Consider the following 25,236-nt stretch of genomic DNA (forward strand, 5'->3'; position numbering starts at 1 on the left):
CGATCCTGATCAAGGATGTGGGCCATCGACTCGCTCTGGCCGGGATTCGCCCCAGTGCCCGCCAGGCCCGTCGGGCGGGCCCGCGGCATGTCAGCGATTCCGGCGGCGGCATCGACGGGGACTCTTCAGCTCCTTTCCCGTCCATAGAGCCCCGCACATCCATGGCCAGAAGCCTCATGGTGAAGAGCTGAATCAGCGACACCCGGCACCCGTACGTTTTCTCTTTCCAGTCCCGGGCCCGACATACCGTCGAGCCAATCTCGTATCACCGCACATATGGGAGCGCGATGAAAACCACGACAGTCATCGGCACCGGAGCCATTGGCACTTCCGTGGCGCTCGCGCTGACCCGGCGCGGGGTCAGCGTGCATTTGGAGGACGTCGACCGGGCGGCAGCCAAGACGGCGGAGGCCATGGGCGCGGGTTCCCTGGAGACGCCGGACCAGCAGGTCGACCTGGCGGTGCTGGCCGTGCCACCCGCGCAGGTCGGAAGCGTGCTCGCGCGCGTCCAGGGCAGCAAACTGGCCCGGGCCTACGTCGATGTCGCCAGCGTGAAGAAGGTCCCGCACGACGACATACGCGCGAGGCGGGCCGACCCGGCCACCTACATAGGCAGTCATCCGCTGGCCGGCACCGAGCGTTCCGGGCCGCTCGCCGCCCGGGCCGACCTCTTCGAGGGGCGTCCGTGGGTGCTCACCCCCTCGGAGTCGACCGGGCAGGACGTGCTGAACCGCGCGCTGGAACTGGTGGCGCTGTGCGACGGCATGCCGGTGGTCATGGACGTCGGCATGCACGACCACGCGGTGGCGTTGATCTCCCACGCGCCCCATCTGATCTCCTCGCTGCTGGCCGCGCGCCTGGAGTACGCGACGGAGGAGAGCCTGCGCCTGTCGGGACAGGGGGTCGCCGATGTCACCCGGATCGCCGCCGGCGACGCCCGGTTGTGGGGGGACATCCTCCGTTCCAACGCCACGGCCGTGGCGGACGTTCTCGACGCGTTCGCCGGCGGCCTGGGCCGGGCCATCGACGCGCTGCGCGCAGTCTCCGGCCCCGACCCGGAGAAACGCAGGCGGGCGGAGGAGGACCTCGACGAGCTGCTGCGGGAGGGGAACCGGGGATGCGCCCGGATCGCGCGCAAACCACGTACCCGCCGGACCGAGCTCGCGACCGTCTCAGTGACCATCTCCGACAAGCCGGGCGCCCTGGCTGAGCTGTTCACCTCGATCGGCGAGATCGGCGTCAACATCGAAGACGTCCGGATCGAGCACTCGTGGGAGCACACCCGCGGCCTTGTCGAGCTGGTCGTGCAGAAGGATTCAGCGGCGGAGCTGTCCCGGTGGCTGGGTGCGGGCGGCACCTGGGCCGTCTCCGGGTGACCCGCTCACCCGCCTCGGGCGAGGCGTGCGCTTCCAGTCGAAACATTCCGTCCGGCTGGAAGCGCACGCCTCGCCCCACTTGGCGAACATTTTCGGCCGGAAAACCCAGCGGCGCGGCAATACGCTCGGCGGCAGAAATACTGAGCTGTTCGCCCTTCATGCACCACCCTCCATCAGGTGGGTGAGCTTGCCGGTTCCGGCCCGGCGGGAAGGAAACCACGGCTTTGCCGATTCACCGATCAGTTTCTTCCGAACATGACGAAAATTTCGGACATCAGCCCGGTCAAGGAATCACTGGCATAAGCCGAGCGGGGCCGCGTAACCTTGTTCCACAGCCCGAAAAAGGGTCAGGCCGGCTCGCCCAGTTTCTCGGCGAAGCACTGCCAGGCATCCCTGTAGTGCTGCGCCAGATTTATTACCAGAGACCGGCAGTGAGGAGGTACGGCGTCGGACAGGTCCATCAGGTCCTGCACGCCGACCGCGTTCTGGCGTAGCAGGTGAAGCAGCTGCCGACCACCTTCCTTGTGTCGCAGGGAAGGGTCGCGCAATAGCTTCTCCAGCACGGGAACGGGGTCCACGAAGGTCTGGTTCCTGCGGGCGTCCGACCCCGCTCGCTGGGCGGGGCTTTCGGCCCTGTCGGTCTCCGGCAGTTCGGCCGGTTCCGGTTTCGACGGCAAGGGAGACTCCCCGGCGGCCAGCCGCCGGCGAACGTCGCTGACCGTCGCGGGTGACACACCGGACAGCCGGGCGACCTCGCGTAATGACGCGTCGGGATGCTCGGCCAGCACCGCCATGGCTCTGCGCCGCCCATCAGCGCCGTTCAGGGGCCGAACCCTGCCGTCACTGCCGACGCGGGTGTTCAACTGCGGCACGGCGGCAGTTGAACTGCGCCGGATGGTGGCGACGGTCTTGGCTCCGAGCCCGGACGCCCGCGCGATCGCCCTGTCCGACATATGCGGGTGGGACAACATGATCCGCGCGGCGGCGGCCCGGCGGTCGGCGTGCGACAGCGGAAGTCCGTGCATCACATTGGCCTTGACGGCGCGCAGAAACGCTTCTTCCGGTGTTCCGTCGAACAGCTCCGCCTCGATCGTCTGCCGGCCTTTCAGCAGAGCTGCGAGGAGCCGGTGCATTCCGTCGACGACCCGCATGGTTCTCCGGTCGACGAGAATCGGCGGGAGCGGCGCGTCGAGCTCCGCCAGCACCGCGACATGGTGTTGCTCGACACCTTTCGACCGCAGGGATTCACCCGGTATTAATGACGCTATCTGTACCGTTACCGTTTCTGATTCCGTCGGCCGTTCACGTGCGACCTCCGCTACTCGCACATCGAGCTGTTCGGTCGAAGCTAAATTCCTTCTCACTGCCTTTGAGTGGTTCAATGCAGTTCCCCCTTGAGCACCCGCCTCCGGTCACCGTCGCGCTAGGAGACCGCCGATAACCACTGGTGGGCACGATGGACGTTTGCGCCGGCTTGCGTGTACAGATCCAAGAATCACAAGTGCTCAGGGCTGTGTCCAGATGCATTCCAGGACTGACCCAAATACTTTCGGCCGATGAACTCCGCTCTCAATCGTTACTGCTAGTAATCAAAGAGATTGCGGGACCATGGGCGCGCAACCGTGGCGGAAGGAATAATTCCGGGATATCGCCGATACCGCCTGACGCCCCTTGACCATTCACGCTTGACGACGATGACGCCGCTGCGGTAATGCACACGGTTCACAGCACCGGTGACTCCGAAGACTGTGAATTCCGTGTGAGGACGACGCGTCGTGTCAAAGGGCGGACGTGCCGGGCCCTGCCGGATTGACCGTCACGCGAAGGGGTACTCCGACGATCTTGCAAGACCGGCCGCCCGGCCGGACGTCGGAAGGAGAACGGTGCCTGACGAGAAGGTGAAGAACGTCTTTGTGATCGGCCTCGACGAGGCCAACCTGCCCACGCTCCGGCAGGTCCCGGGAGCGCGCTCGCTGCGCTTCCACCAGTTGCTGACGATCGAGGAACTGCAGTTCGGCGAGGTGGACCTGCCCAAGCTCATCGAGAAGGCCCAGGGCGTTCTGAACGCCTTCGACGGAAGCATCGACGCGATCGTCGGCTACTGGGACTTCCCGGTCAGCACCCTCGTCCCGATTCTGAGCGAGCGCTACGGCACCCGCAGCACGAGCCTGGAATCGGTGGTCAAGTGCGAGCACAAGTACTGGAGCCGGCTGGAGCAGCAGAAGGTCACCGACCGGCACCCGCGCTTCGGCAGGGTCGACCTGGCGGCCGAGCCGCCGCGCCCGCCGGAGAACGTCGGGTTCCCGATGTGGGTCAAGCCCTCGCTCTCGTACTCCTCCGAGCTCGCCTTCGGCGTCAAGGACGAGCAGGAGTTCCGCACGGCCGTGGCCGAGATCCGCGAGGGCATCTCCCGGATCGGCCGTCCCTTCGAGCACGTCCTCGAACGCATCGACCTGCCGCCGGAGATGGACGGCATCGGCGGCGAGGTCTGCCTGGCGGAGGAGGCGATGTCCGGCGTCCAGGTCGCCGTGGAGGGCTACGTCCATCAGGGCGAGGTGAAGGTCTACGGGGTCCTGGACTCCATCAACTACCCGGACTCCCCGTGCTTCCTGCGCCACCAGTACCCCTCCACCCTGCCGCAGCCGGTCATCGCGCAGCTCCACGACGTCAGCGAGCGCGTGATGCGGCAGATCGGAATGGACTCGGCCACCTTCAGCATCGAGTACTTCTACGACCCTGGGACGCAGAAGATCAACCTGCTGGAGATCAACCCCCGGCACTCCCAGTCGCACGCGGAGCTGTTCCAGTACGTCGACGGCGTGCCCAACCACCACTGCATGGTCAGCCTCGCCCTCGGCGACGACCCGCGCATGCCGCACCGCGAGGGCCCGTACGCGATGGCGGCGAAGTGGTACCACCGCTGGTTCACCGACGGCGTGGTACGCCGAGTGCCCGGGCCCGAGGAAATCGCCCGCATCGAGCGGGAGACCCCGGGCGTACGCATCGATGTGGTCCCCGAGGCGGGCACCCGGCTCTCGGACCTTCCCCAACAGGACAGCTACAGCTACGAGTTGGCCCACATCTTCACCGGCGGGGCGAACGAGGAGGAGCTGCGGGAGAAGTACGACCACTGCGTGGCCGCCCTGGGGCTCGCCTTCGACGACGTCCCGCGCACATGACGCCCCGGAGGCCGGGAGAGTTCGAAAGGCCGCGAGAGTGAGGAGCACGTCGGCCCCATGCGTTACGTGACCAACCTGCCGTACGCCACGAAGGAAGAAGAACACGTCACGATCCCCATGTCCGACGGGGTCCGTCTCTCCGCGCACATCTGGCGCCCCACCTCCTCGGACGACGAGCCGGTGCCCGCGGTGCTGGAGTACATCCCGTACCGCAAGCGCGACCTGACGGCCGTACGGGACTCGATCCACCACCCGTACCTCGCCGGGCACGGCTACGCCTGTGTCCGCGTCGACCTGCGCGGCACCGGCGATTCGGAGGGCGTGCTGCGGGACGAGTACCTGGAGCGGGAGCAGGCCGACGCGGAGGAGGTCCTGGCCTGGCTGGCGGAGCAGCCCTGGTGCGACGGCGGTACGGGAATGATGGGCATCTCCTGGGGCGCGTTCGCGGCGCTGCAGGTGGCGGCCCGCCGGCCGCCGAGCCTGAAGGCCATCGTCATCGCGTCCTTCACCGACGACCGGCACGCCGACGACATGCACTACATGGGCGGCGCGCTGCTGTCGGACAACCTGGCCGAGGCGGGCACCATGTTCGCCTACGGAACCTGCCCGCCCGACCCGGCCGTGGTCGGCGACCGCTGGCGCGAGATGTGGCACGAGCGGCTGGAGAACACCGAGCCCTGGGTCCTTGAGTGGCTGCGTCACCAGCGCCGCGACGACTACTGGCGGCACGCCTCGGTGTGCGAGGACTACCAGAGCGTGCGCTGCCCCGTCCTCGCCTCCAGCGGATGGGCGGACGGCTACTCCAACGCCGTGACCCGGCTGCTCGGCAACCTCGACGTGCCCCGCAAGGGGCTGATCGGCCCCTGGTCGCACAAGTTCCCCCACCTCGGGGAGCCCGGCCCCGCCATCGGCTATCTCCAGGAGCTCGTGCGGTGGTGGGACCACTGGCTCAAGGGCGTCGACAACGGCGTCATGGACGGTCCCATGCTGCAGACGTGGATGCAGGACAGCGTGCCGCCCTCCACCTCGTACGAGGAGCGGCCGGGACGCTGGGTCGGGGAGCCGGAGTGGCCCTCCCCGCACATCCGTCCGGTCACGCATCCGCTCACCCGGCACACCATCGAACCTCCGCAGGATCCGGCGGACCCGGGACACACACCGGACGGCGACGCGATGTCCGTGCGGTCGCCGCTGTCCGTCGGCCAGTTCGCGGGCAAGTGGGCCTCCTACAACGCGCCGCCGGACCTGCCGTACGACCAGCGCGAGGAGGACGGCGGTTCCCTCGTCTTCGAAACCGAGCCGCTGACGGAGCGGCTGGAGATCCTCGGCTCACCGACGGTGGAGCTCGACCTGTCGGTCAGCGAACCGGTCGCCATGGTGGCCGCGCGGCTGTCCGACGTGAGCCCCGACGGCGCCGCGACCCGTGTCTCGTACGGCCTGCTGAACCTCACCCGCCGCGCCAGCACGGAGTCCCCCGAGCCACTGGAACCGGGCCGGCGCTACCGCGCCACCATCCCGCTGAACGGAGTGGCGCAGGCGTTCCCGCCGGGCCACCGCATCAGGCTCTCCCTCTCCACGTCCTACTGGCCCCTCGCCTGGCCGCCGCCGAAGCCCGCGCTGCTCAGCGTCCATGAGCGCTCCAGCACGCTCACCCTGCCGGTCCGCCCGGTGGACGAACCCGACGAGATGCCGTCGGCCCCCTTCGGCGAACCCGAGGGCACCCCGCCGATCGCCGCGAGCCAGGTGACGCCGCCCGAGGAGCGCTGGGAAGTGAAACGGGACCTGGTCGGCTACCACGCCGAACTGGACATCGTGAAGGACCGGGGCACGGTCCGCTTCGAGGACATCGGCCTCGAAGCCGGCCGCCGCGCCCACGAGCGCTATACGGCGGTGCCCGACGACTTCACCTCGGTCGGCGGCGACTCCACCTGGACCATGCGGTTCCGACGGGACGACTGGGACGTACGGGTGGTGACGCACACCCGACTCAGGTGTGACGAGACGGACTTCTTCGTGGACGCGACGCTGGACGCGTACGAGGCAGGCCGCCGGGTCTTCTCCCGCACCTGGAACGAGAAGATGCCGCGCGATCTGTTGTAGGAGGTGCGGGCGCGCCGATTCCGGTTGAGGCCGGCGGGCACGGGGCACTCGCGGAGCCATGCATCAGAGTCGTCGCCTCCCGATCGCCGACAGCTCACTCGCCCTCCTGGCCAAGGGGTACGCCTGGCTGCCCGACCGTCGGCGCCGTACCGCCGCTCCCCTCGTACGTGCCCGGCTGATGGGGCGGCACGCCGTCGCCCTGCACGGCCCGGAAGCGGTGCGGTTCTTTACGACGAGCGGCATGTGGAACGCCGGACGGCGCTTCCCGGTCCGGTGCTGAGCACGCTGTTCGGTCACGGAGCCGTGCACACCCTGGACGGGCGGGCCCACCGCGTACGCAAGGAGATGTTCCTGTCCCTGCTCGCCGGGCCGGACGCGGTCGCGGGCCTGGTGGAGTGCGTCAGCGCGGCGTGGGACGAGGCGGTGGGGTCGTGGCCCGGCCGCCCGTCGGTCGTCCTCTTCGACGAGGCGAGCCGGGTGCTCACCCGAGGCGTCTGCCGGTGGGCCGGGATCCCCCTGGACGACGCGGAGTCGACGGCCCGGGAGCTGGTCGCCATGGTCGTCGGCTTCGCCGCACCGGACCCGCGCCACTGGCGGGCGCGCCGCGCGCGGGCCCGCAGTGAGGCGTGGCTGGGACGCCTGGTCGAGGACGTACGGGCGGGGACCGCCACCGCGCCGGCCGAGTCGGCGCTGGACGTGGTGGTCCGGCACCGGGACGCCGACGGCCGGCTCCTCGACCCGCACACCGCCGCCGTCGAACTCCTCAACGTCATTCGTCCGGCCGTCGCGGTGTGCTGGTTCGTCGCCTACGCCGGTCATGCGCTGCGGCTCAGGCCCGACCTCCGGAAACGGCTGGGCGACGACGACCCCGCCTTCGCCGTGGCGTTCGCCCACGAACTGTGGCGCTTCTACCCGTTCGCCCCCTTCCTCGGCGGCCGGGCCGTCACCGACCTGGAGTGGCAGGGAGAACCGATCCTCTCCGGCACCTTGATCCTGCTGGACCTGTACGGGCAGAACCACGATTCCGCCCTCTGGGACGATCCGTACACCTTCCACCCGCAGCGCTTCGTGGACCGGTCACCCGGGCGCGACGAACTGGTTCCCCAGGGCGGCGGCGGCCGCGCCACCGGTCACCGCTGCCCCGGTGAGGACGTCACGATCGCGCTGCTGCAGGCCCTCGGGCCACGGCTGGCACGGCTGGAGTACCACGTGCCGGAACAGGATCTGAGGATCCCGCTGAACCGCGTACCGGCGCGCGTGCGCAGCGGATTCGTCATCGAGGCCGTCCGCGCACCGGCGCCGGCTCACGCGTAAGTCATCCGGCGCCCGGCGGCCACCACGGCCGCTCCCGCCAGCGCGGCGGCGACGGCCGCCCTGCGCAACGCGGTACGCCGCCGCCCGTGCAGGCCGCCGTGCACCGCTCCCTGCCCGGGAGCCGGTACGTGCAGCGTTCCGTGCGTGGCCGGTCCTGCCACCAGCCCTCCAGTTCGGGATCCGTCGACGGCTCGCCGTACCGGAAGCCCGACGGAGCGAACCGGAAGTGATCGTGAACGCGGACGGCGGTCAGGCGGTGCCCGGAGTCGGCCGGCTCGGCGGCGGCCGCCCGTGCCGTGTCCTCGCCGGGCAGGCACAGCGTGTACTGAACGCCCCAGTCGGGCGGCGTGGCGGCCATCAGCAGCACTGCCAGGTGAACCGGGCCCGGTCGAATCGCCTCTCGGCCAGGTCCTGCGGGCGGATCAGCCAGTACAGGGCCCCGCAGTCGCCCCACATCATGTCCGCGGTGACCTCACTGTCGAACTGCGCCAGCAGCACCCATCTGCCCGCCTCCTCGGACAGCCGGGGAACGTCCCAGGACGCCTCCCCCTCGAGGGCGGCTTCCGCGACCTCGATCTCGACCGGGTTCTGCACCGAGTGGGCGTGGCCGCCGATCTGGTGGCCCACCGTGGCGTCGAACTCCCACAGCGCGTCGAGGAACTCCTGGGTGCAGACGGGGTGGTCGTACCGCTGCCCGAGCGGGGCGTCCGGCGCGAAGGTGCCGCGGATTTGCGGGTGCCAGGGCTCGGCCGCGGTCATCTCCACCCGCGCGGCCAGCGGCACCAGCGGATACGGCTTGAGATCCTCGGGCGTCTCGCGGATCCGTACCTCTTCTCCGGCCGGTACGTGGAGCACTCGGGCATCCGGCCGGCTCTCCGGGTCCTCGGCGAGTACCAGGGCCTCGCCGTCGTCCAGCTGACCGTCGAAGTAGAAGAACAGCAGCGTCCCCGCGTCGGGCAGGTCGATGTCCAGCGCTTGGACGGGCAGCGCCGCGCAGTCGATCGACGCGATGAACGTGAGCCGCCCGTGCCCCTCCCACTCCGGCCAGTCCACACCGGCGGGCAGCTTCGGATGCCCGCCGAGATGGCCGACCGGGTTGTCCGAGGCAGCGGTCGCCTCCAGCCGCACACAGGGGCGCAGCAGGGCGAGCCACTGCTCGGCGACGTCGGCGGACAGGTGCCGCAGGGCGAGCGGACGCAGAGCGCCGGAAGATCCGTGAACCATGTGCCCGATCATGCACGGCACCACTGACAGTCCTCCCCACGCCCCGCACGTGCGCGGTGAGGGCCCCTCACCGATCGTGGACCACACCTCTCGTGCGGGTCGCACTGCGGCCACACCGCTCGATGAGGTCCGCCGCCGTGCGGAGCCCGTCGCGGGCGCGGATGGTTTCCGAGGCTTCCCGCAAGGTACGCCGCAGGCACTCGTCTCCGAGCAACTCGGCCAGGGTGTCGTGCAGTTGGCGGTCGGTGAAGCGGTACGGTTCGAGCCGGACGCCGTGGCCCAGCTCGGCGACCCGCTGGGCGTTGTCGTACTGGTCCCAGAAGAGCGGGAGCACGATCATGGGCTTGCCGAAGTGGAAGCACTCGGTGGTCGTGTTGTTGCCGCCGTGCGTGATGACGAGGTCGACCAGCGGGAGGATCCGCGTCTGCGGGAGGAACTCCGCACCCCACATGGTGGGCGGCAGTTCGATCTCGTCGTGCAGCGGCCCCTTGGAGACGATGTAGCGGTGCGGGGTGCGCGCCAGCGAGGCGATGATCCTGCGCATGAGGTCGACGTCGGCGGACCCGAGCGAGCCGAGGCTGAAGTAGATCAGCGCGCTGTCGCCCGTACCGCCCGGAGGGTCGGCCAGTTCCGCGGGCAGGGTGAAGTCCTCGTCCGTCTCCCGGACCGAGGAGTCCAGCCGATGCCAGGTGGGGCCGAGCGGGCGGGCTTCGGTGTAGTCGGCGATCTCCGGGTAGACGTACAGGTTCAGGTCGCCCTCGTGGATGAACTCCAGGTCGGGCAGCGGCCGTGCGCCCTGTTCCACCACCCAGGCGTTGAACGCGGCCCACACGTCGCGGTGCGTACGGTCGTACTCGGCGCGGAACCCGACCCAGCCCGTGCGGTCGTCGGCCGGGTAGCCGGAGAAGGGCGGGGGGACGTGCTCGCCCTTCACCTCCAGCGGGTTGCAGGAGACGATCCGCACGAAGGGGACGCCTGCCGTGGTCAGTGCGGGGAAGCAGACGACGTTGTCCTCGACGATGACGTCCGGCCGGACCCGGTCGATGATCTCCTTGAGCTGGGGTTCGCAGTACCGGGCGCCGGAGACCAGCTCCTCCCAGACCGGTCTGACCCAGGTCCCCAGTTGCTCGATCGTCGGCTTCCTGAACTCGGGGGCGGTGTCGCGTATGAAGTCCTTCCAGAACTGGCCCGGTTCCTGGGGCTGTTCGGGCGGCGGAGCCAGGTCGACCAGCTCCTCCTCGAAGCCGAGTTGCGTGAGCCTGCCCTTCCAGGACGCCTCGGCCGCGAACACCACGCGGTGGCCTCGGCGGCGCAGTACGTCGCCTATGCCGACGCAGTTGTTGGTCGGGCCGTATGCGCTCTCCGGCGCGAAGAGGATCGTCAGGGGTCTCATGGGGCATGTCTTCCCCGGTGCCGGTTCCAGGACGCCCGAGCGGCTGCGGCCCGCGTCGGTGAGGCGGAGTGAAGAACCGGGACTCTCGTCGACTGATCCGTGCGGAACCGGGGCTGCGTGGCTGCGCCCGCCGCATCGACCAAGTCGCCCTCGATTCCCCGAGCTGACCATCGTGTGCGGACACATCGGCTACCCGTGGACGACCGAACAATTACCCCATGATCACCCCCCTCATACCCGGAGATCCGGCTGCCCGGCCTGGTCCTGGTGACCGTCAGGAGCAGGTGTTGCCCTGGCAGGGCCCCGCTTGGGCTTTTCGGCCGACGCCACCAACAGCAGGAGCGACACGGGCGTACCCGAAAAAGGCCCACACCCCACGTCAGTTGTCCGCACGTCGCTGCTCGTCAAGGGCGTCGACCGTCCACGCGGTCGCTTGAGGGCCGAACCCGTTCTCGGCCGCGTAGGCCGCCATGCGGGCGTTGCGCGCCTGGGCCTCGGGACCGTCCGGGAGGTGGTAGTCCTCGCCCGCCCGCGCGGAACTGGCCTGCGCGCTCGTGGCGGGCGCAAGCCGCCGGCGTACGTACCGGTCGAGCGCGTCGGGTACGTCGGCCGGCGTCGCATCCGTGAGGGTGTCGCCGAGCACGGCCGCGTCCAGAATCGCTTGCGCCGCACCCTGCGCCCGGAACGGCACCATCGCGTGGGCGCTGTCGCCCAGCAGGGTCACCCGCCCCTTGTTCCAACGCGTGAGCGGGGCGCGCGTGTAGAGGCCGTGGCGGAAGACCGTCCCCGCGCGCTCCAGGGCACTGAGCACCCGGGAGTCCCACCCGTCGAACTCGCGCAGCGGCTCTGCCGGGTCCGCCTGAGCGGTCCAGGACTCCTGCGCCGCCTCCGCCTCGAACACGGCCACGACGTTGAGGAGTTCCCCCCGGCGCACCCAGTAGTGGACGAAGTGCCGGCCCGGTCCCAGCCAGGCGGCGTACTCCGGCAGGTCCAGATCGGCGACCCGGCCGACCGGGAGCAGCGCCCGGTAGGCGGCGGTTTTCGAGAAGACCGCCTCATCCGCCCCGAAGAGCCACTGGCGGCCGGCGGACCGCACCCCGTCCGCGGCCACGACCAGGTCCGCCACCAGGCGTTCGCCGCTCACCGTCGTCACGTAGGCGGACTCGTCGTCCTGGTCGATGCCCACGACAAGGGTGTTCAGGCGCACTGAGTGGGGCGGCACCGCCATGGCCAGGGCATGGTGCAGATCGGCCCGGTGGAGCTGCAGGTAGGGCGCGCCGAACTCGTTCTCGGCCGCGCGTCCCAGCGTGTAGCGGCAGATCTCGGTCCCGTCGGACCAGGTGCGGAAACTCACGTGGGAGGGACGGGTGGCCTGCGCGGCGACCGCGTCGAGCAGTCCCAGTCGGCGCAGCACGCGCGTGGCGTTGGGCGCGAGCTGGATCCCGGCACCGACATCGGTGAAGCGCGGCGTCTGCTCGACAAGTGTGACCTGGCACCCGGCGCGACGCAGGCTCAGCGTCGCGGCCAGTCCCCCGATGCCCGCACCCACAACGATCGCTCTCATGCCACGACCCCACTTCGACGGCGCCCAGCGTGCCACGCCGAAGAGAACTCCGCCGCCGTACATGGCGTTTCAGGCGCCGTGCGGGGCCGGTGCGGCAGCGCGCGGCGGTGCAGTACTCCCCATGATGGTGCCGATGCGGGCGTTCTGGCCCGACGAGGTCTAAGGACGTCCCCGACATACGGACCAGACCTCCCGCAGCAGGGCGCGGTAGTCCTCTCCGTAGGTGACCACGGCTGCGTACACCGCATCGAGCGCCGCCTGGAGCGGGTCGGCTTCGGCTGCGCCGAGCAGGGCGGGGACGGCCATGTGCGGCTGGGACATCCGTAGGGAGGGGTCCGGCGCGCCGACCCTGATCGTCATCGTGTTCGGGGTCGTCGCGGCGGGTTGCGGCGTCGGCGGGCCGGGCGGAGCCGACTGGTTGATCACGGCGGCCGCGGGGCCCACGATCCGCGGCGTCTGCTCCAGTGCGGGCATCGGCGTGGACGCGCCGTCACGGGCGGGCGGCCGGAAGGGAGGCCACTGCGGGGGGACGGCCCGGGCGACGGTCCGGTCGGGGACGCGCGGGTCGGTTTCCAGGGCCTGCCACATACGGGCGGGGTCGTCGAAGGGTGGCGGCAGCGGGCGTGCCCCGGCCAGGGCGGTGAGCGCCGCGGCGATCCAGTCGATGCCGGTGAGACCGGCCGCCTCGCACGCGTGGCGTGCCGCCAGGAGGGCCACTGCGCGCTGGGTGTCGGGGCCGGCGGCGTCGATGGCGTGGACGAGGGCCGGGTCGAAGCGAAGCAGGCCGCGCGCATTGCCGCGGACGTCGCGCAGGGCCTGGCTCGGCAGTTGGCCACCCCAGTCCCATCGTTCGTAGGCAATTCGGCGTTCCCGCTCGGCTTGTTCCTGTGCGAGGCGGGCGAGGCGCTCGGCTTCGGCGCGTTCGGCGGGTGTGGGAGGGGGTGGTTGCCGGCGGGCGTGGTCGTGCCAGTAGGCAGCGGCCTTCGACGTCTGCCTGAGGACGCGGTCCGGGCCGGGCGGGGCGGGCCAGAACTGCAGGAGGTAGCAGTCCAGTTGGGGCTCGTCGTCCAGGCGGGTGTCCCGCTGCTGTGCCTCGTCCATGCCTTTGGCGCAGTAGCGCACCCGGTAGTCGGTCTGCTCCAGGTCCAGTTCCCAGGATGCCTCGCCTGCCCATTGCATGAGCACGCTGCTGTCCGAGGCCGGGCGGAAGGACACCTCCACGACGTCCTCCCACACCGCATCCAGCGGCGGGGCCTGGTCGTGCACTTCGACGGTGAACCCGACGTTGCCCGTGTGCAGTCCGGTCGACAGCCACAGCGCGCCGGATATCGCCGCCCCGCACAGCCCGGCGCTCTGCCCGGCGAACGCCTCCGCGAGGTCCGGGCCGTAGCCGTCCGGATCGCTCTCGACGTAGAGCTGACCGTAGTGAACGTGGACCTCCCCCTCGACCGGCCTGCGCACCATTACCCCCATCGTCTCCAGGAACGGGCCATTGCCCGGCATCCTAAGGAGCACCACTGACAGCACAGTTGACAGCACGGCGCGCTTCTGTGCCGGTGCGTGCCCGCAAGAGTGCAGAGCTCGGGCCGTAGAACGTCGAGCGCCCCCGTCCGAAGACGGGGGCGCTCGCGCACTTCACTCCATGCCGTTGTGTACCGGCCACGCCGCTCTCCGGCCGGGCGGGTCAGGCGTGGGCGTGCCCGCGCCGGTGTCCGTGCCCGCGGTTGGTGAACAGCCGGTACAGCGCGAGAAGGATGACGGACCCGACGATGGCCGCGATCCAGGTGGACAGATCGAAGAAGCCGTCGATCGAGTCGACTCCGAAGATCACCTTGCCGAGGAAGCCTCCGAGCAGACCTCCGGCGATACCGATGAGCATGGTGACAATGATTCCGCCCGGGTCCTTGCCCGGCATGAGTGCCTTGGCGATGGCCCCAGCGAGCAGTCCGATGACTATCCACGCGATGATGCCCATGGCAGTTCTTCTCCTTGCTGTCGGTTCGCCGAACGTGTTTCCAGCCAATGCGTCGCCAAACTACGGACAGCGTCGCGGGCGTGGACGCGCACCGGATCCGCAGTGGTGGTGCCACTACCGACGGCGGGCGGACGCACAGTGGTAGCGGGCTGATTCAGTTCGCCGGAACGGCAGCGTCCGGTTCGAGGGACCAGAGCTCACTGTGTGCGGGGCTGGTTGAAGCGCAGCATGTTGCCGGAGGGATCGCGGAAGGCGCAGTCGCGAACGCCGTACGGCTGGTCGACCGGCTCCTGCAACACCTCCGCACCCGCGGCGCGGATCCGCTCGAAGGTGGCGTCGCAGTCGTCGGTCTGGAAGATGACACCGCGCAGCAGACCCTTCGCCAGCAGTTCCGCCATGGCCTGCTGGTCGGCGGGAGAGGCGTTCGGGTCCGCGAGGGGCGGTTCGAGGACGATGTCCACATCGGGCTGCGACGGCGAGCCGACGGTCACCCAGCGCATCCCCTCGAACCCGACGTCGTTGCGCACCTCCATCCCGAGAACGTCCCGGTAGAAGGCGAGCGCCTTGTCATGATCGTCCACTGCGATGAAGCACTGTGAAAGTCTGATGTCCATGCGCTTCACGCTACGGGCGTGGGGCGGATCTGGCTTCTCCGTTTCTGACCGGTCGCGTGTGGATCTTGGCGACGCAGGGCGGGATGGCGGCGCTCTCGTCATGGCGGCGCGCCCGGTACAAGCTCGGGCTCTCGCCGACCAGCTCGGTGAAGCGCGAGCTGAACGAGCCCAGCGACGTACAGCCGACCGCGAAGCAGACCTCCGTCACCGTCAGGTCACCCCGCCGCAGCAGCGCCTTGGCCCGCTCGATCCGGCGTGTCATGAGGTAGCTGTACGGCGTCTCCCCGTAGGCGGCGCGGAAGCTGCGGGAGAAATGGCCCGGCGACATCAGGGCGACGCGCGCCAGCGCCGGAACGTCGAGCGGCTTCGCGTAGTCGCGGTCCATCAGGTCGCGTGCCCGGCGCAGCCGGACAAGGTCTTCCAACGTCACGCGACCACCATCCCACAGCGCCGGGCGTCGCCGGCAGTCGCGGTTCTGGTCTGTGGCGATCGCCCCCCTGGCCTACCTGGGGCTCCTCGCGCCGCTGCCGTGCCCGGGCGGCCGTGCCGACGGCCTTCGCCGTCGCGTGCCGCACGCTCGGCGGCGCCGGCGCCCGGCGGACCGCGCCGCCGCCAGGTACGCGAACCGACTGTCCGGATGCCCGAGCCGGCCGTCCCCCATACGCTTGTCCGCCGTTCCAGCAACGCACTACCGTGCCGAAGTGGATCTCTTCTCGCGTTCTTGGACGGCATTGCGCACGGCGGTCGACGAACTCTCCGACCAGGACTGGGAACGGCCCTCCGGCTGCACCGGCTGGCTCGTACGGGACCTGGTCTGCCACCTGATCATCGGCGCCCAGGACGTCCTGATCACACTGGTCACGCCCGCCGACACCGAACCGACCGTGGACTCGGTCACCTACTGGAACCTCGTCGAGCCCCCGACCGGCGAGGACCCGCTCGACGCGCTGATCCCCCGCCTGGCCGCCGCGTACGGCGAGCCGCGGTGGCTCAAGTTCCATTTCGACGACGTCGGCTCCGCGGCCGGACGCGCCGCCGGACTCGCCGATCCGGATGCCCGCGTCGGCACCCGGGACGAAGTGCTGACCGTCGGCGACTACCTGTCCGCGTGTGTCATGGAATGGACGTTGCACCACCTCGACCTGATCGCGCACCTGCCCTCGGCCGCCGAACCGCCGGCCGAGACCCTCGCGGCCGCCCGCGCGTCGCTGGAGAAGATCGCCGGAGCACCGATTCCGGCGTCGTTCTCGGACAAGGACGCGCTGCTGGTCGGCACCGGACGCCGAGCTCCGACGGACGCGGAGAAGGCCGCGCTGGGTGAGCTGGCCGCGAAGATCCCGCTCGTGCTGGGGTGAACGAGCCACGGCCGTGATCGTCCGGGCTCCGGTGACTCACCGGACACGCCCGGGCGTCTGCGGTACCGGACGGGTGCCGGGTCATCCGCGCGATGGCCCGGGTGCCCCGGCGCCGGGGCAGGAGGGGGCGGGCTGCGGCGGCCGTGATCCTGTTGCGCCGGCCGGCGATGACGCTCGGCGGCGGGCTGCTGCGGTCAGGGCCCGCACTGCGGTGGACACGACCTGCTCGGTGTTTCTTCGGGCTGACCGGACGACGCGGCCCGGTGACTGGGCCGGCCGAGGACCTGTCGGCGGTTCGGGGCGCAGGCCTCGCGCCTGCGGCATGATCCGCCGTCCTTTCGTGCGTCCTGCACCACGTGGCGACCACCGGGGTGTTTCGGTGTGCCGCCCGGCGTCCACCGGCCCCGGGCGGGTGCGCGACGGCGGGAGTGCCGTCGGGTGCGGCGGAAGAGGTGGCGTGGCCGGCTCGATCAGTACCAGACCGATCAGAACCAGAGCGATCAGAAATCGAGAAGCGCCGACCCCGGAGCCGCGCCTAGCGTGACTGCCATGGGCATCACCCTTCACGCGAGCTTCCTGCCGCACGACGACCCGGACGACTCCGTGGTGTTCTGCCGCGCCGCCCTCGGCTTCGAGGTCCGCGACGGCGTCGGATACGCAGGGATGCGCTGAGCCGCCCTGCGATCACGGCCATGACCAGGACAGCTCGCCGACGGCCGCCGACTGGTCTGCCGCGGAGCACCGGACGTACGGCTCGAAGCTTGGTTAGATCGAGCCAGGCGACGCCGACGGAGACCGCGAAGCGGCCTCGCCCCACAGGAGGAGAAACGATGAGCATGGCCCCGAGAACGGACACGCAGTCGCCTGCGCCGCACGCTGCCGACAGCCACGATCTGATCCGCGTGCACGGTGCGCGCGTGAACAATCTCAAGGACGTCAGCGTCGAGATTCCGAAGCGCCGGCTGACGGTGTTCACCGGCGTCTCCGGCTCGGGCAAGACCTCGCTGGTGTTCGACACCATCGCCGCGGAGTCACAGCGGCTGATCAACGAGACGTACAGCGCCTTCGTGCAGGGCTTCATGCCGACGCTGGCCCGGCCCGAGGTCGACGTACTCGAAGGTCTGACGACCGCGATCATCGTCGACCAGCAGCGGATGGCCGCCGACCCGCGCTCCACGGTCGGCACCGCCACCGACGCCAACGCGATGCTGCGGATCCTGTTCAGCCGGCTCGGGAAGCCGCACATCGGCCCGCCCAGCGCGTACTCCTTCAACACCGCTTCGGTCCGGGCGAGCGGTGCGATCACGGTCGAGCGCGGCGCCAAGACGAAGGCCCAGAAGGCGACCTACGAGCGCACCGGCGGCATGTGCAACCGCTGTGAGGGGCGGGGCACAGTCTCCGACATCGACCTCGCCCAGCTCTACGACGACTCCAAGTCGATCGCCGAGGGCGCGTTCACCATCCCCGGCTGGAAGTCGGACAACGTGTGGACGGTGGGCGTCTACGCCGAGTCGGGCTTTCTCGACCCGAAGAAGCCGATCCGCGAGTTCACCGAGAAGGAGATGCGGGACTTCCTCTACCGTGAGCCGACCAAGGTGAAGGTCAACGGCGTCAACCTCACCTATGAAGGGCTGATCCCCAAGATCCAGAAGTCGTTCCTGTCCAAGGACAAGGAGGCGATGCAGCCGCACATCCGGGCGTTCGTGGAGCGGGCGGTCACCTTCACCACCTGCCCCGAGTGCGACGGCACCCGGCTCAGTGAGGCGGCCCGGTCGTCGAAGATCAGGGCGATCAGCATCGCCGACGCGTGCGCGATGGAGATCCGCGACCTGGCCGAATGGGTCCGCGGCCTGGACGAGCCGTCGGTCGCGCCGCTGCTCGCCGCGCTGTTGCAGACCCTGGACTCGTTCGTGGAGATCGGCCTGGGCTACCTCTCGCTCGACCGGCCGTCGGGCACGCTGTCGGGCGGGGAGGCGCAGCGCGTCAAGATGGTCCGCCACCTCGGCTCCGCACTCACCGACGTCACCTACGTCTTCGACGAGCCCACCATCGGCCTGCACCCCCACGACATCCAGCGGATGAACGACCTGCTGGTGCGGCTGCGGAACAAGGGCAACACGGTCCTCGTCATCGAGCACAAGCCGGAGGCGATCGCGATCGCCGACCACGTCGTCGACCTCGGCCCCGGCGCCGGCACGGCGGGCGGCACCGTCTGCTTCGAGGGCACCGTCGAGAGGCTGCGGGCCAGCGGCACCCTCACCGGCCGCCATCTCGACGACCGGGCGACGCTCAAGGACGAGGTGCGCAAGCCGACCGGGACGCTCGAGATCCGGGGTGCGAACACGCACAACCTGCGGAACGTGGACGTCGACATCCCGCTGGGCGTGCTCTGCGTCGTCACCGGCGTCGCCGGGTCGGGCAAGAGCTCGCTCATCCACGGTTCGATGCCCGCCGACGCCGGTGTCGTCTCGGTCGACCAGACGGCGATCCGCGGCTCGCGACGCAGCAACCCGGCGACGTACACGGGACTGCTCGACCCGATCCGCAAGGCGTTCGCGAAGGCCAACGGCGTGAAGCCCGCCCTGTTCAGCGCCAACTCCGAGGGCGCCTGCCCGACCTGCAACGGCGCCGGCGTCATCTACACCGACCTGGCGATGATGGCCGGTGTCGCCACCACCTGCGAGGACTGCGAGGGGAAGCGGTTCCAGGCATCGGTGCTGGAGTACAGGCTCGGCGGCCGCGACATCAGCGAGGTGCTCGAGATGTCGGTGACCGAGGCCGAGGAGTTCTTCGGCACCGGCGAGGCGCGCACCCCGGCCGCCCACGCCGTCCTCGACCGGCTCGCCGACGTCGGGCTCGGCTACCTCAGCCTCGGCCAGCCGCTCACCACGCTGTCCGGCGGCGAGCGGCAACGGCTCAAGCTGGCCACCCACATGGGCGAGAAGGGCGGCATCTACGTCCTCGACGAGCCGACCACCGGCCTCCATCTCGCGGACGTCGAGCAGCTGCTCGGCCTGCTCGACCGGCTCGTCGACTCCGGCAAGTCGGTCATTGTCATCGAGCACCACCAGGCGGTCATGGCGCACGCCGACTGGATCATCGACCTCGGCCCCGGCGCCGGCCACGACGGCGGCCGGATCGTCTTCGAGGGCACACCCGCCGAACTCGTCGCCGCCCGCTCCACCCTCACCGGCGAGCACCTCGCGGCGTACGTCGGCTCGTGACCGAGGGTCCACGGGGCGCCTGACAGTGTGGGACGAGTCCTCTCATCCGCTGCGACTCGTCCCACGCCACGGCGGGCAGGTGCTCTTCACCGTCGAAACGCGGCGGCCAAGGGGGCGAAGGGGTGAAGTCGTCCGGGACGAGAAGGCCACCGGGAGCGAGCAGCTCGACGACTCCTGCAGCCAGGCGGTGCCCACTCCCGGGCCGGTGCCGCTCTCCGCGTTGATTCCGTGGGGCGTTGTCCACCGGCACAGGCGTCCGCACGGAGTTCGGGTGGAGCGGCAGGCTCAGAGCAGGCGCAGGACGCCGACGACCTTGCCGAGAATCTGCGCCTCGTCACCGGGGATCGGCTCGTACGACGGGTTGCGCGGCACGAGCCACACCCGTCCGCCCTGCCGGCGCAGCACTTTGACGGTGGCCTCGTCCTCCAGCAACGCGGCGACGATGTCGCCGTGGTCGGCGCTGTCCTGCCGGCGGACGGTCACGATGTCGCCGTCGCAGATCGACGCGTCGATCATGCTGTCACCGGACACCGTCAGGGCGAACAGGTCGCCCTCGCCGACGACTTGGCGCGGCATCGAGTAGACGTCCTCGATCATTTCCTCGGCGAGCAGGGGCGCGCCGGCAGCGATCCGCCCGACGAGCGGCACGTCCACCGGCGGCATGGCCGCCTCTCCCCGGTCGGGGGTCCAGGAGGAACGCACCCGGTAGGCGCGCGGCCGGTGCGGGTCGCGGTACAGGACCCCCTTGCGCTCCAGCGCCATGAGTTGGTGCGCGACCGACGAGGTGCTCGCCAGGGCGACCGCCTGGCCGATCTCTCGCATGGAAGGCGGGTAACCCTGCCTGTGGACCGTCTCCGTGATGAAACGGACGATCGCCTCCTGGCGTTCGGTCAGCTCTCCTGCGGGAGTGCGGGTGCCCGGTGGCCGACCCCGGCGGCGTGCTGGCGCGTTGTTCTGCATTCCGGGTACCTCCGTACAAGATCTCTCAGAGCGCGACCCTAACCCGCCATCCCCCACAATTGGAACACTCTTTCGGCCCCGGCGGGTCGGATCGCCGTAGCCCGGGCAAGAGCCCGTCACTCGGTCGTGACCGTCGGCTGCATGGCCGTCGGGTGCGTGGGCGTACGCTCGATGCCGGGCCCCGGCTGATGGTGGTGTTCGCTCGGCCGGGCCGGGTCGCGGCACATTGCCGCGCTTGTCGCCGGTGCTCCGCACATCGCCGGCCACCGTCGTGGTGATCGCGGCCGCGCCGGCACCGTCCCGCCCGCCCGCGACGGCCTCCGACGCCCGATGGGAGAACTCCACATGCCCCTCCCCCAGCCGCCGGTGTATGTCCGCGCGGCCAGCGCCGACTTCGCGCTCTTCGCGGCGGACCTCGCACCCACCGCTGCCCTTCTGGCCGCAGCGAGGCTGTCCCCCGTGCGGCTGTGGCCGGGCAAGGCTGCGCTGCTCGTCGGCTGCCTCCACTACGCCGACAGCGATCTCGGCAGCTACGACGAACTCATGATCGCCTTCCCTGTCGTCCGGGAGCGCCGCCTGTCCCTGCGCAGACTCGCCCGCCTGGAATGCGACGTCTTCCCCTACTGGGTCCCCGTGACCGGTGCCTTCACCCATGAGGCGGGACGCGCCCTGTGGGGTATTCCCAAAGATCTGGCCGACATCGACGTGCGCCGCGGACCGAGCGGGGCGCTCTGCTCGGTCACCTGCGGCCCGTTCGCCCTCCGCCTCGACACCCGGTCCCGGCTGAGGATCCCCACCCTTCCCATGTCGATCACCAGCCGCGCCACCATCCACACCCGTCTGGACGGCGTACTGCGGCGCACCCCGGCCACCCTGCACGCACGGCGCCCTCGGCTGGGCCTGGGTGGTGCCCCGCCTCTTCTCGGTACGCACCCCGTCTCCGACACACTGCGCCACCTCGGCCTGCCCCGCCGCCCCCTCCTCACGATCAGTACGCATCAGCTCGGCATGCGCCTCGACACGGCACGCACCCTCGCACCCGGCTCCGATGCGGAGGCGAGGCGCGCCCGATGAGTCTCGTCCCCGGGGGTTCCCTCGACGGCTATCACGAGGGGCCCGGTGGGGAGTGACCTCGCGGCCGGGGCGTCGACCGTGTTCCGTTCGGGCGAACGCCGATGCTTGTCGTGGAGGTGACTCGTGGGGTCTCCGGCTGACGGGCATCACGCGCAGGGCACGCGGCCTTCCCGTGGTCTCGGTCCCGCCTGGTGAGGGTCGCCCGGTGGTGCGACGCTGGGGGGTGAGAGGTGTCCGAGGTGGGGTATCCGGGAGGGCCGATGGGACGGGACGTCCCGGCCATGGTCTTCACCCGCGAGGACCGTCGCCGGTACCGGATCAAGATGCACGAGTGCCTCGACGCCTTCGCGCAGATGCTGCGCGAGTCCCGGTTCGAGTCGGAGCGGTCCCAGGTGGGGCTGGAGATCGAGCTGAACCTGGTCGACGGCGAGGCGGAGCCGGCGATGCGCAACAGCGATGTGCTCGCGGCGATCGCGGACCCCGCCTGGTCGACCGAGCTGGGACGGTTCAACCTCGAGATCAACATCCCGCCCCGCCATCTGACGGCGGGCGGCCCCGACGCCTGGGAATCCGAGATCCGCGCCGCGCTCAATCACGCGGAGCAACGCGCCACGTCGGTCGGCGCACACCTGATCATGATCGGCATCCTTCCGACCTTGCGGCAGGACGACGTCGGTGAGGCTGCACTGTCGGAGAACCCGCGGTACCGGCTGCTCAACGACCAGGTCTTCGCGGCCCGGGGCGAGGACCTGCGCCTCGAGATGGACGGTGTCGACCGGCTGCGGACCTACGCGGACACGATCACTCCGGAGGCCGCGTGCACCAGCACGCAGTTCCACCTCCAGGTGTCCCCGGAGGACTTCGCCGACTACTGGAACGCGGCTCAGGCGATCTCCGGGGTCCAGGTCGCGCTGGCGGCCAACTCACCGTTCCTGTTCGGCAAGGAACTGTGGCACGAAACCCGTGTCCCGCTGTTCGAGCAGGCCACCGACACCCGCCCGCAGGAGATCAAGGTGCAGGGGGTACGGCCCCGGGTGTGGTTCGGAGAGCGATGGATCACCAGCGTCTTCGACCTCTTCGAGGAGAACCTGCGCTACTTCCCGGCTCTGCTGCCCCTGTGCGACGAACAGGACCCCAGGGAGACGCTGGACCACGGCGACATTCCCGAACTGGCCGAACTCACCCTGCACAACGGCACCATCTACCGCTGGAACCGCCCGGTCTACGCCATCGCCCACGACAAACCGCACGTGAGGGTGGAGAACCGGGTGCTGCCCGCGGGCCCCACCGTCGCCGACACCCTCGCCAACGGCGCCTTCTACTACGGACTCACCCGCGCCCTGGTGGAGGAGGACCGGCCCGTGTGGACACGGATGTCGTTCTCGGCCGCCGAGGACAACCTGCACACGGCGGCGCGGCACGGCATCGAGGCACGGCTGTACTGGCCCGGGATGGGCGAGGTGCCGGTGCCCGAACTCGTCCTGCGGCGGCTGCTGCCGCTGGCGCACCGGGGGCTGGAGCGCTCCGGCATGGACGACGCCTGGCGGGAGCCGCTGCTCGGCATCATCGAACAGCGCTGCGTCACCAGCCGCAACGGAGCGGTCTGGCAGAAGGAGATGTTCCACCACATCGACGCCTCGACCCACTCCGGCCGCCATGAGGCGTTGCGGCGGATGACGCAGCTGTACATCGAATACATGCACCTCAACGCCCCGGTCCACACGTGGCCGGTCGACTGAGCGGCATCCACGACGGTCCGACACCGGGGCGCGACCCCACCCTCCTGGTGGAGCAGGCCCCACCTCCGGTTCGGTAGGCCACTGGCTCGTTCCCGTGAGCGGATCACGGCATCGTTCAACCGGGCGCTCTGAAGGCGGGCTGAGGCCGGTCTGAAGCCGGGCTGAGTCCGGGCTGAAGCCCAGCGGGGGTCAGCTGAAGCCCGCACAGGTTCGAGCTGCCGCCCGGAAGGAACCCGTCATGGAGTCGCTGCCCACGTCGAAGCCGCACCCGGCGCGCGAGACGCGACGCACGGAGCAGGCGACAAGTACGGAGGCCGAGGGCCGGGCTCCGTCGGCGCCGGGCCCTGTCTCCTCGTTCGTCCGGTTCGTGATCTGCGGCGGCGGAGTCGGGCTCCTCGCCGGCGCCGCCGTACCGCTGCTGGCCACGCTGATGCCCTGGGCCCTGGCGAACGCGGTGATCACGGTCGTCTCCGCCCTCCTGTGCACCGAGCTCCACGCCCTCTTCACGTTCGGCACCGGCCGACGCCCCGGCCGGCGCCGGCACCTCCAGTCCGCGGGCTCCGCCATGGCCGCCTACGTGGTGACCTGCGCCGCGATGGCCATCCTGCACTGGGCCCAGGCGTCCCCCGGCATGCTCACGGAACAGGCCGTGTACCTCGGTGCCTCCGCCCTGGCCGGCACGGGCCGCTTCCTGATCCTGCGTCTGTTCGTCTTCACGGGCGACCGGGGGAAGGGGACCACGAGCGTGCAGGAGAACACGGCGGCCACGTCGGTTTCCGCGCGCGCCGTCCTGCCGTCGAGCGCCGCGTCCGCCGCCATGACACGAGAGGTGGCGTTGCCGGTGGCGGGTATGGCCGGCACAGCGGGGAGGCGCCACTCCCCCACGCCCCACGTGCTCGTCCGGACCTTGGCCGGTGCCGCCGGCTAGTTTTCGCGTCGCCCATCAGCCCGGCACGCCGGCCGCTTCCCGCACGTTTCGAGCCCTCTCCAGAGGGCGGCTGGGTAGACGTGTGTCACGCAGCGCGGACCGACGCCGGTGCGGGGCGGCCGCGCGAGTGATGGACTGACTGGCGGACGGACGCACGCACGGAAGGCGGAGGATGCGCCGATGGGTGACAGCGGGGACCTGGCGAGCGCGTACAACGACGACAGTGTGCTATTCCGGGTGTTGCGGCACCTTGGCTGGGACAGCCTGGCCAATATCGGCTACTTCACGCTGCCCACCATGCCCCTCGCGGCCGTGGCCGGGCCGGTGCCCTTCCAGCGGCGTCTGGCGCGCCGATCGCTGGCGCTGCTGGACGCCCGGCCCGGGCAGCTCGTCCTGGATGCCGGATGCGGTCGCGGTGACACGACGGCACAGTTGGCCGCTGCGGGATGCCGGGCACTGGGAGTGGACATCCAGCCCGCGCAGATCGACCAGGCACGTCGCCGGTTCGGCGGCCGCCCCGGCGCGCACTTCGCCGTCGCCGACGCGACCGCTCTGCCGCGCCGAGCAGCGGAGATCCCGCTGACTGATGGTTCCTTCGACCGCGTGCACTGTCTGGAGGCCGCCTTCCACTTCGGCCATGCGGGACGTCGGTCGTTCCTGGCCGAGAGCTTCCGCCTGCTCCGGCCAGGAGGCCGGCTGGTCCTCGTGGACGTCACTTCCCGTACGGATCAGCCCATCGGGGCGCTCGACCCGAGCGGCCTCGTGCGCCGGACCTGGCGCTTCGACGACATCGAGCCGTACGGGCAGTACCCGCTCATGGCTCGTGCGGCCGGCTTCACCACGCACCGGATCCTCGACTGGTCCACCCCCGTCCTCCACAGGCCGGCCCAGCTCTGTGCCCTGTTCGCCGGCACCGCGTCCACCCGGATCGGCCGACGGGCCCTGTGCCTGCGGTGGCCCGGCCTGAGAACGCTCGACGCACGCGACTGGGACGAGGTCGTCGCCGTCGTCCGAGCGCACGGGGCCATCGGGCACGTCACTCGCTACATGGCGTACGTCCTCGACAAACCCGCAGACGTCCTCGGCGACACCGTCCGCCGCGGGCGATGACCGGTCGTCCGGGCTCCCCCTCGGCAACCGGTGGCGGCCGCCCGCACCTGCGGCGGGCATCGCACCGCTCCAGTGTTGCCTCCCAGGCGACGGCACCGTACGCTCAC

General features: G+C 70.3%; 20 protein-coding genes and 2 pseudogenes. 11 read left to right on the forward strand and 11 right to left on the reverse strand.

What is annotated here, in order from left to right:
* The first annotated feature begins 287 nt into the window (after nucleotides 1-287).
* Nucleotides 288-1,376: a prephenate dehydrogenase gene (locus ACYVMZ_RS32175; RefSeq protein WP_461085974.1), complete on the forward strand. Its 1,089-nt coding sequence runs from the start codon at nucleotides 288-290 to the stop codon at nucleotides 1,374-1,376.
* A 347-nt stretch (nucleotides 1,377-1,723) separates the two neighbouring features.
* Here the strand turns inward: ACYVMZ_RS32175 and ACYVMZ_RS32180 are convergent, their stop codons facing one another.
* The gene (locus tag ACYVMZ_RS32180) at nucleotides 1,724-2,581 is read right to left on the reverse strand and encodes a transcriptional regulator (RefSeq protein WP_461085976.1); all 858 of its coding nucleotides are present in this window, start codon (nucleotides 2,579-2,581) and stop codon (nucleotides 1,724-1,726) included.
* A gap of 678 nt (nucleotides 2,582-3,259) precedes the next feature.
* Between ACYVMZ_RS32180 and ACYVMZ_RS32185 the strand changes: the two genes are divergently transcribed.
* The 3 genes and pseudogenes from ACYVMZ_RS32185 (at nucleotide 3,260) to ACYVMZ_RS32195 (ending at nucleotide 7,969) form a co-directional block, all read left to right on the forward strand.
* Nucleotides 3,260-4,555 carry an ATP-grasp domain-containing protein gene (locus ACYVMZ_RS32185; RefSeq protein WP_461085978.1) on the forward strand — a complete coding sequence of 432 codons (1,296 nt, stop codon included), beginning with the start codon at nucleotides 3,260-3,262 and terminating at the stop codon, nucleotides 4,553-4,555.
* 57 nt (nucleotides 4,556-4,612) lie between these two features.
* Nucleotides 4,613-6,655, forward strand: a complete 2,043-nt coding sequence (locus ACYVMZ_RS32190) for a CocE/NonD family hydrolase (protein ID WP_461085980.1) — start codon at nucleotides 4,613-4,615, stop codon at nucleotides 6,653-6,655.
* Between the two features lie 58 nt (nucleotides 6,656-6,713).
* Nucleotides 6,714-7,969 (forward strand): annotated as a pseudogene (locus ACYVMZ_RS32195) (cytochrome P450).
* Between the two features lies 1 nt (nucleotide 7,970).
* On the opposite strand, the gene ACYVMZ_RS32200 reads toward ACYVMZ_RS32195, so the two are convergent.
* From ACYVMZ_RS32200 to ACYVMZ_RS32235, 8 genes are all read right to left on the reverse strand, one after another.
* The gene (locus tag ACYVMZ_RS32200) at nucleotides 7,971-8,327 is read right to left on the reverse strand and encodes a hypothetical protein (protein ID WP_461085982.1); all 357 of its coding nucleotides are present in this window, start codon (nucleotides 8,325-8,327) and stop codon (nucleotides 7,971-7,973) included.
* The gene (locus tag ACYVMZ_RS32205; RefSeq protein ID WP_461085984.1) at nucleotides 8,327-9,193 is read right to left on the reverse strand and encodes a YwqG family protein; all 867 of its coding nucleotides are present in this window, start codon (nucleotides 9,191-9,193) and stop codon (nucleotides 8,327-8,329) included. Before ACYVMZ_RS32205 ends, ACYVMZ_RS32200 begins: the two co-directional genes overlap by 1 nt.
* 67 nt (nucleotides 9,194-9,260) lie before the next feature.
* Entirely contained in the window at nucleotides 9,261-10,586 is a 1,326-nt protein-coding gene (locus ACYVMZ_RS32210; protein ID WP_461085986.1) for a glycosyltransferase, read from the reverse strand.
* A 379-nt stretch (nucleotides 10,587-10,965) separates the two neighbouring features.
* Nucleotides 10,966-12,150 carry an FAD-dependent monooxygenase gene (locus tag ACYVMZ_RS32215; RefSeq protein WP_461085988.1) on the reverse strand — a complete coding sequence of 395 codons (1,185 nt, stop codon included), beginning with the start codon at nucleotides 12,148-12,150 and terminating at the stop codon, nucleotides 10,966-10,968.
* Nucleotides 12,151-12,309: 159 nt separating this feature from the next.
* Entirely contained in the window at nucleotides 12,310-13,623 is a 1,314-nt protein-coding gene (locus ACYVMZ_RS32220) for a hypothetical protein (RefSeq protein ID WP_461086063.1), read from the reverse strand.
* Nucleotides 13,624-13,834: 211 nt separating this feature from the next.
* A complete protein-coding gene (locus ACYVMZ_RS32225; protein ID WP_461085990.1) occupies nucleotides 13,835-14,125 on the reverse strand; it encodes a GlsB/YeaQ/YmgE family stress response membrane protein in 291 nt (96 codons plus the stop codon).
* A gap of 197 nt (nucleotides 14,126-14,322) precedes the next feature.
* Complete coding sequence (locus tag ACYVMZ_RS32230; protein WP_461085992.1) at nucleotides 14,323-14,739, reverse strand: VOC family protein; 417 nt, start codon at nucleotides 14,737-14,739, stop codon at nucleotides 14,323-14,325.
* 10 nt (nucleotides 14,740-14,749) lie between these two features.
* Nucleotides 14,750-15,169 carry a helix-turn-helix transcriptional regulator gene (locus ACYVMZ_RS32235; RefSeq protein WP_461085994.1) on the reverse strand — a complete coding sequence of 140 codons (420 nt, stop codon included), beginning with the start codon at nucleotides 15,167-15,169 and terminating at the stop codon, nucleotides 14,750-14,752.
* A gap of 271 nt (nucleotides 15,170-15,440) precedes the next feature.
* On the opposite strand from ACYVMZ_RS32235, the gene ACYVMZ_RS32240 reads away from it, so the two are divergent.
* The 3 genes from ACYVMZ_RS32240 (at nucleotide 15,441) to ACYVMZ_RS32250 (ending at nucleotide 19,318) form a co-directional block, all read left to right on the forward strand.
* Nucleotides 15,441-16,094, forward strand: a complete 654-nt coding sequence (locus ACYVMZ_RS32240) for a maleylpyruvate isomerase N-terminal domain-containing protein (protein WP_461085996.1) — start codon at nucleotides 15,441-15,443, stop codon at nucleotides 16,092-16,094.
* Nucleotides 16,095-16,643: 549 nt separating this feature from the next.
* A complete protein-coding gene (locus ACYVMZ_RS32245) occupies nucleotides 16,644-16,766 on the forward strand; it encodes a hypothetical protein (protein ID WP_461085998.1) in 123 nt (40 codons plus the stop codon).
* A gap of 158 nt (nucleotides 16,767-16,924) precedes the next feature.
* Nucleotides 16,925-19,318 (forward strand): ATP-binding cassette domain-containing protein, encoded by a 2,394-nt coding sequence (locus ACYVMZ_RS32250; protein ID WP_461086000.1) that lies wholly within the window; start codon nucleotides 16,925-16,927, stop codon nucleotides 19,316-19,318.
* An 85-nt stretch (nucleotides 19,319-19,403) separates the two neighbouring features.
* On the opposite strand, the pseudogene ACYVMZ_RS32255 reads toward ACYVMZ_RS32250, so the two are convergent.
* Nucleotides 19,404-19,493, reverse strand: a pseudogene (locus ACYVMZ_RS32255) (transferase); the annotation flags it as partial.
* Between the two features lie 110 nt (nucleotides 19,494-19,603).
* Nucleotides 19,604-20,278, reverse strand: a complete 675-nt coding sequence (lexA, locus tag ACYVMZ_RS32260) for a transcriptional repressor LexA (protein WP_461086002.1) — start codon at nucleotides 20,276-20,278, stop codon at nucleotides 19,604-19,606.
* A 345-nt stretch (nucleotides 20,279-20,623) separates the two neighbouring features.
* Between lexA and ACYVMZ_RS32265 the strand changes: the two genes are divergently transcribed.
* The 4 genes from ACYVMZ_RS32265 (at nucleotide 20,624) to ACYVMZ_RS32280 (ending at nucleotide 25,129) form a co-directional block, all read left to right on the forward strand.
* Nucleotides 20,624-21,352, forward strand: coding sequence for an acetoacetate decarboxylase family protein (locus ACYVMZ_RS32265; RefSeq protein WP_461086004.1), 729 nt, complete (start codon nucleotides 20,624-20,626; stop codon nucleotides 21,350-21,352).
* Between the two features lie 260 nt (nucleotides 21,353-21,612).
* Complete coding sequence (locus ACYVMZ_RS32270) at nucleotides 21,613-23,091, forward strand: glutamate--cysteine ligase (RefSeq protein ID WP_461086006.1); 1,479 nt, start codon at nucleotides 21,613-21,615, stop codon at nucleotides 23,089-23,091.
* 238 nt (nucleotides 23,092-23,329) lie between these two features.
* A complete protein-coding gene (locus ACYVMZ_RS32275) occupies nucleotides 23,330-24,019 on the forward strand; it encodes a GtrA family protein (RefSeq protein WP_461086008.1) in 690 nt (229 codons plus the stop codon).
* Nucleotides 24,020-24,199: 180 nt separating this feature from the next.
* Nucleotides 24,200-25,129, forward strand: a complete 930-nt coding sequence (locus ACYVMZ_RS32280; RefSeq protein ID WP_461086010.1) for a methyltransferase domain-containing protein — start codon at nucleotides 24,200-24,202, stop codon at nucleotides 25,127-25,129.
* Nucleotides 25,130-25,236 lie beyond the last annotated feature (107 nt).

This window comes from Streptomyces deserti, assembly GCF_054782695.1.

Excerpts from the sequence above, each read along its gene's own strand:
- ACYVMZ_RS32175 (WP_461085974.1), top strand. The coding sequence starts at position 288 with ATGAAAACCACGACAGTCATCGGCACCGGAGCCATTGGCACTTCCGTG.
- ACYVMZ_RS32190 (WP_461085980.1), top strand. The coding sequence starts at position 4,613 with ATGCGTTACGTGACCAACCTGCCGTACGCCACGAAGGAAGAAGAACAC.
- ACYVMZ_RS32200 (WP_461085982.1), bottom strand. The coding sequence starts at position 8,327 with ATGGCCGCCACGCCGCCCGACTGGGGCGTTCAGTACACGCTGTGCCTG.
- ACYVMZ_RS32205 (WP_461085984.1), bottom strand. The coding sequence starts at position 9,193 with ATGGTTCACGGATCTTCCGGCGCTCTGCGTCCGCTCGCCCTGCGGCAC.
- ACYVMZ_RS32210 (WP_461085986.1), bottom strand. The coding sequence starts at position 10,586 with ATGAGACCCCTGACGATCCTCTTCGCGCCGGAGAGCGCATACGGCCCG.
- ACYVMZ_RS32215 (WP_461085988.1), bottom strand. The coding sequence starts at position 12,150 with ATGAGAGCGATCGTTGTGGGTGCGGGCATCGGGGGACTGGCCGCGACG.
- ACYVMZ_RS32220 (WP_461086063.1), bottom strand. The coding sequence starts at position 13,623 with ATGGGGGTAATGGTGCGCAGGCCGGTCGAGGGGGAGGTCCACGTTCAC.
- ACYVMZ_RS32225 (WP_461085990.1), bottom strand. The coding sequence starts at position 14,125 with ATGGGCATCATCGCGTGGATAGTCATCGGACTGCTCGCTGGGGCCATC.
- ACYVMZ_RS32230 (WP_461085992.1), bottom strand. The coding sequence starts at position 14,739 with ATGGACATCAGACTTTCACAGTGCTTCATCGCAGTGGACGATCATGAC.
- ACYVMZ_RS32245 (WP_461085998.1), top strand. The coding sequence starts at position 16,644 with ATGGGCATCACCCTTCACGCGAGCTTCCTGCCGCACGACGACCCGGAC.
- ACYVMZ_RS32250 (WP_461086000.1), top strand. The coding sequence starts at position 16,925 with ATGAGCATGGCCCCGAGAACGGACACGCAGTCGCCTGCGCCGCACGCT.
- lexA (WP_461086002.1), bottom strand. The coding sequence starts at position 20,278 with ATGCAGAACAACGCGCCAGCACGCCGCCGGGGTCGGCCACCGGGCACC.
- ACYVMZ_RS32265 (WP_461086004.1), top strand. The coding sequence starts at position 20,624 with ATGCCCCTCCCCCAGCCGCCGGTGTATGTCCGCGCGGCCAGCGCCGAC.
- ACYVMZ_RS32270 (WP_461086006.1), top strand. The coding sequence starts at position 21,613 with ATGGGACGGGACGTCCCGGCCATGGTCTTCACCCGCGAGGACCGTCGC.
- ACYVMZ_RS32275 (WP_461086008.1), top strand. The coding sequence starts at position 23,330 with ATGGAGTCGCTGCCCACGTCGAAGCCGCACCCGGCGCGCGAGACGCGA.
- ACYVMZ_RS32280 (WP_461086010.1), top strand. The coding sequence starts at position 24,200 with ATGGGTGACAGCGGGGACCTGGCGAGCGCGTACAACGACGACAGTGTG.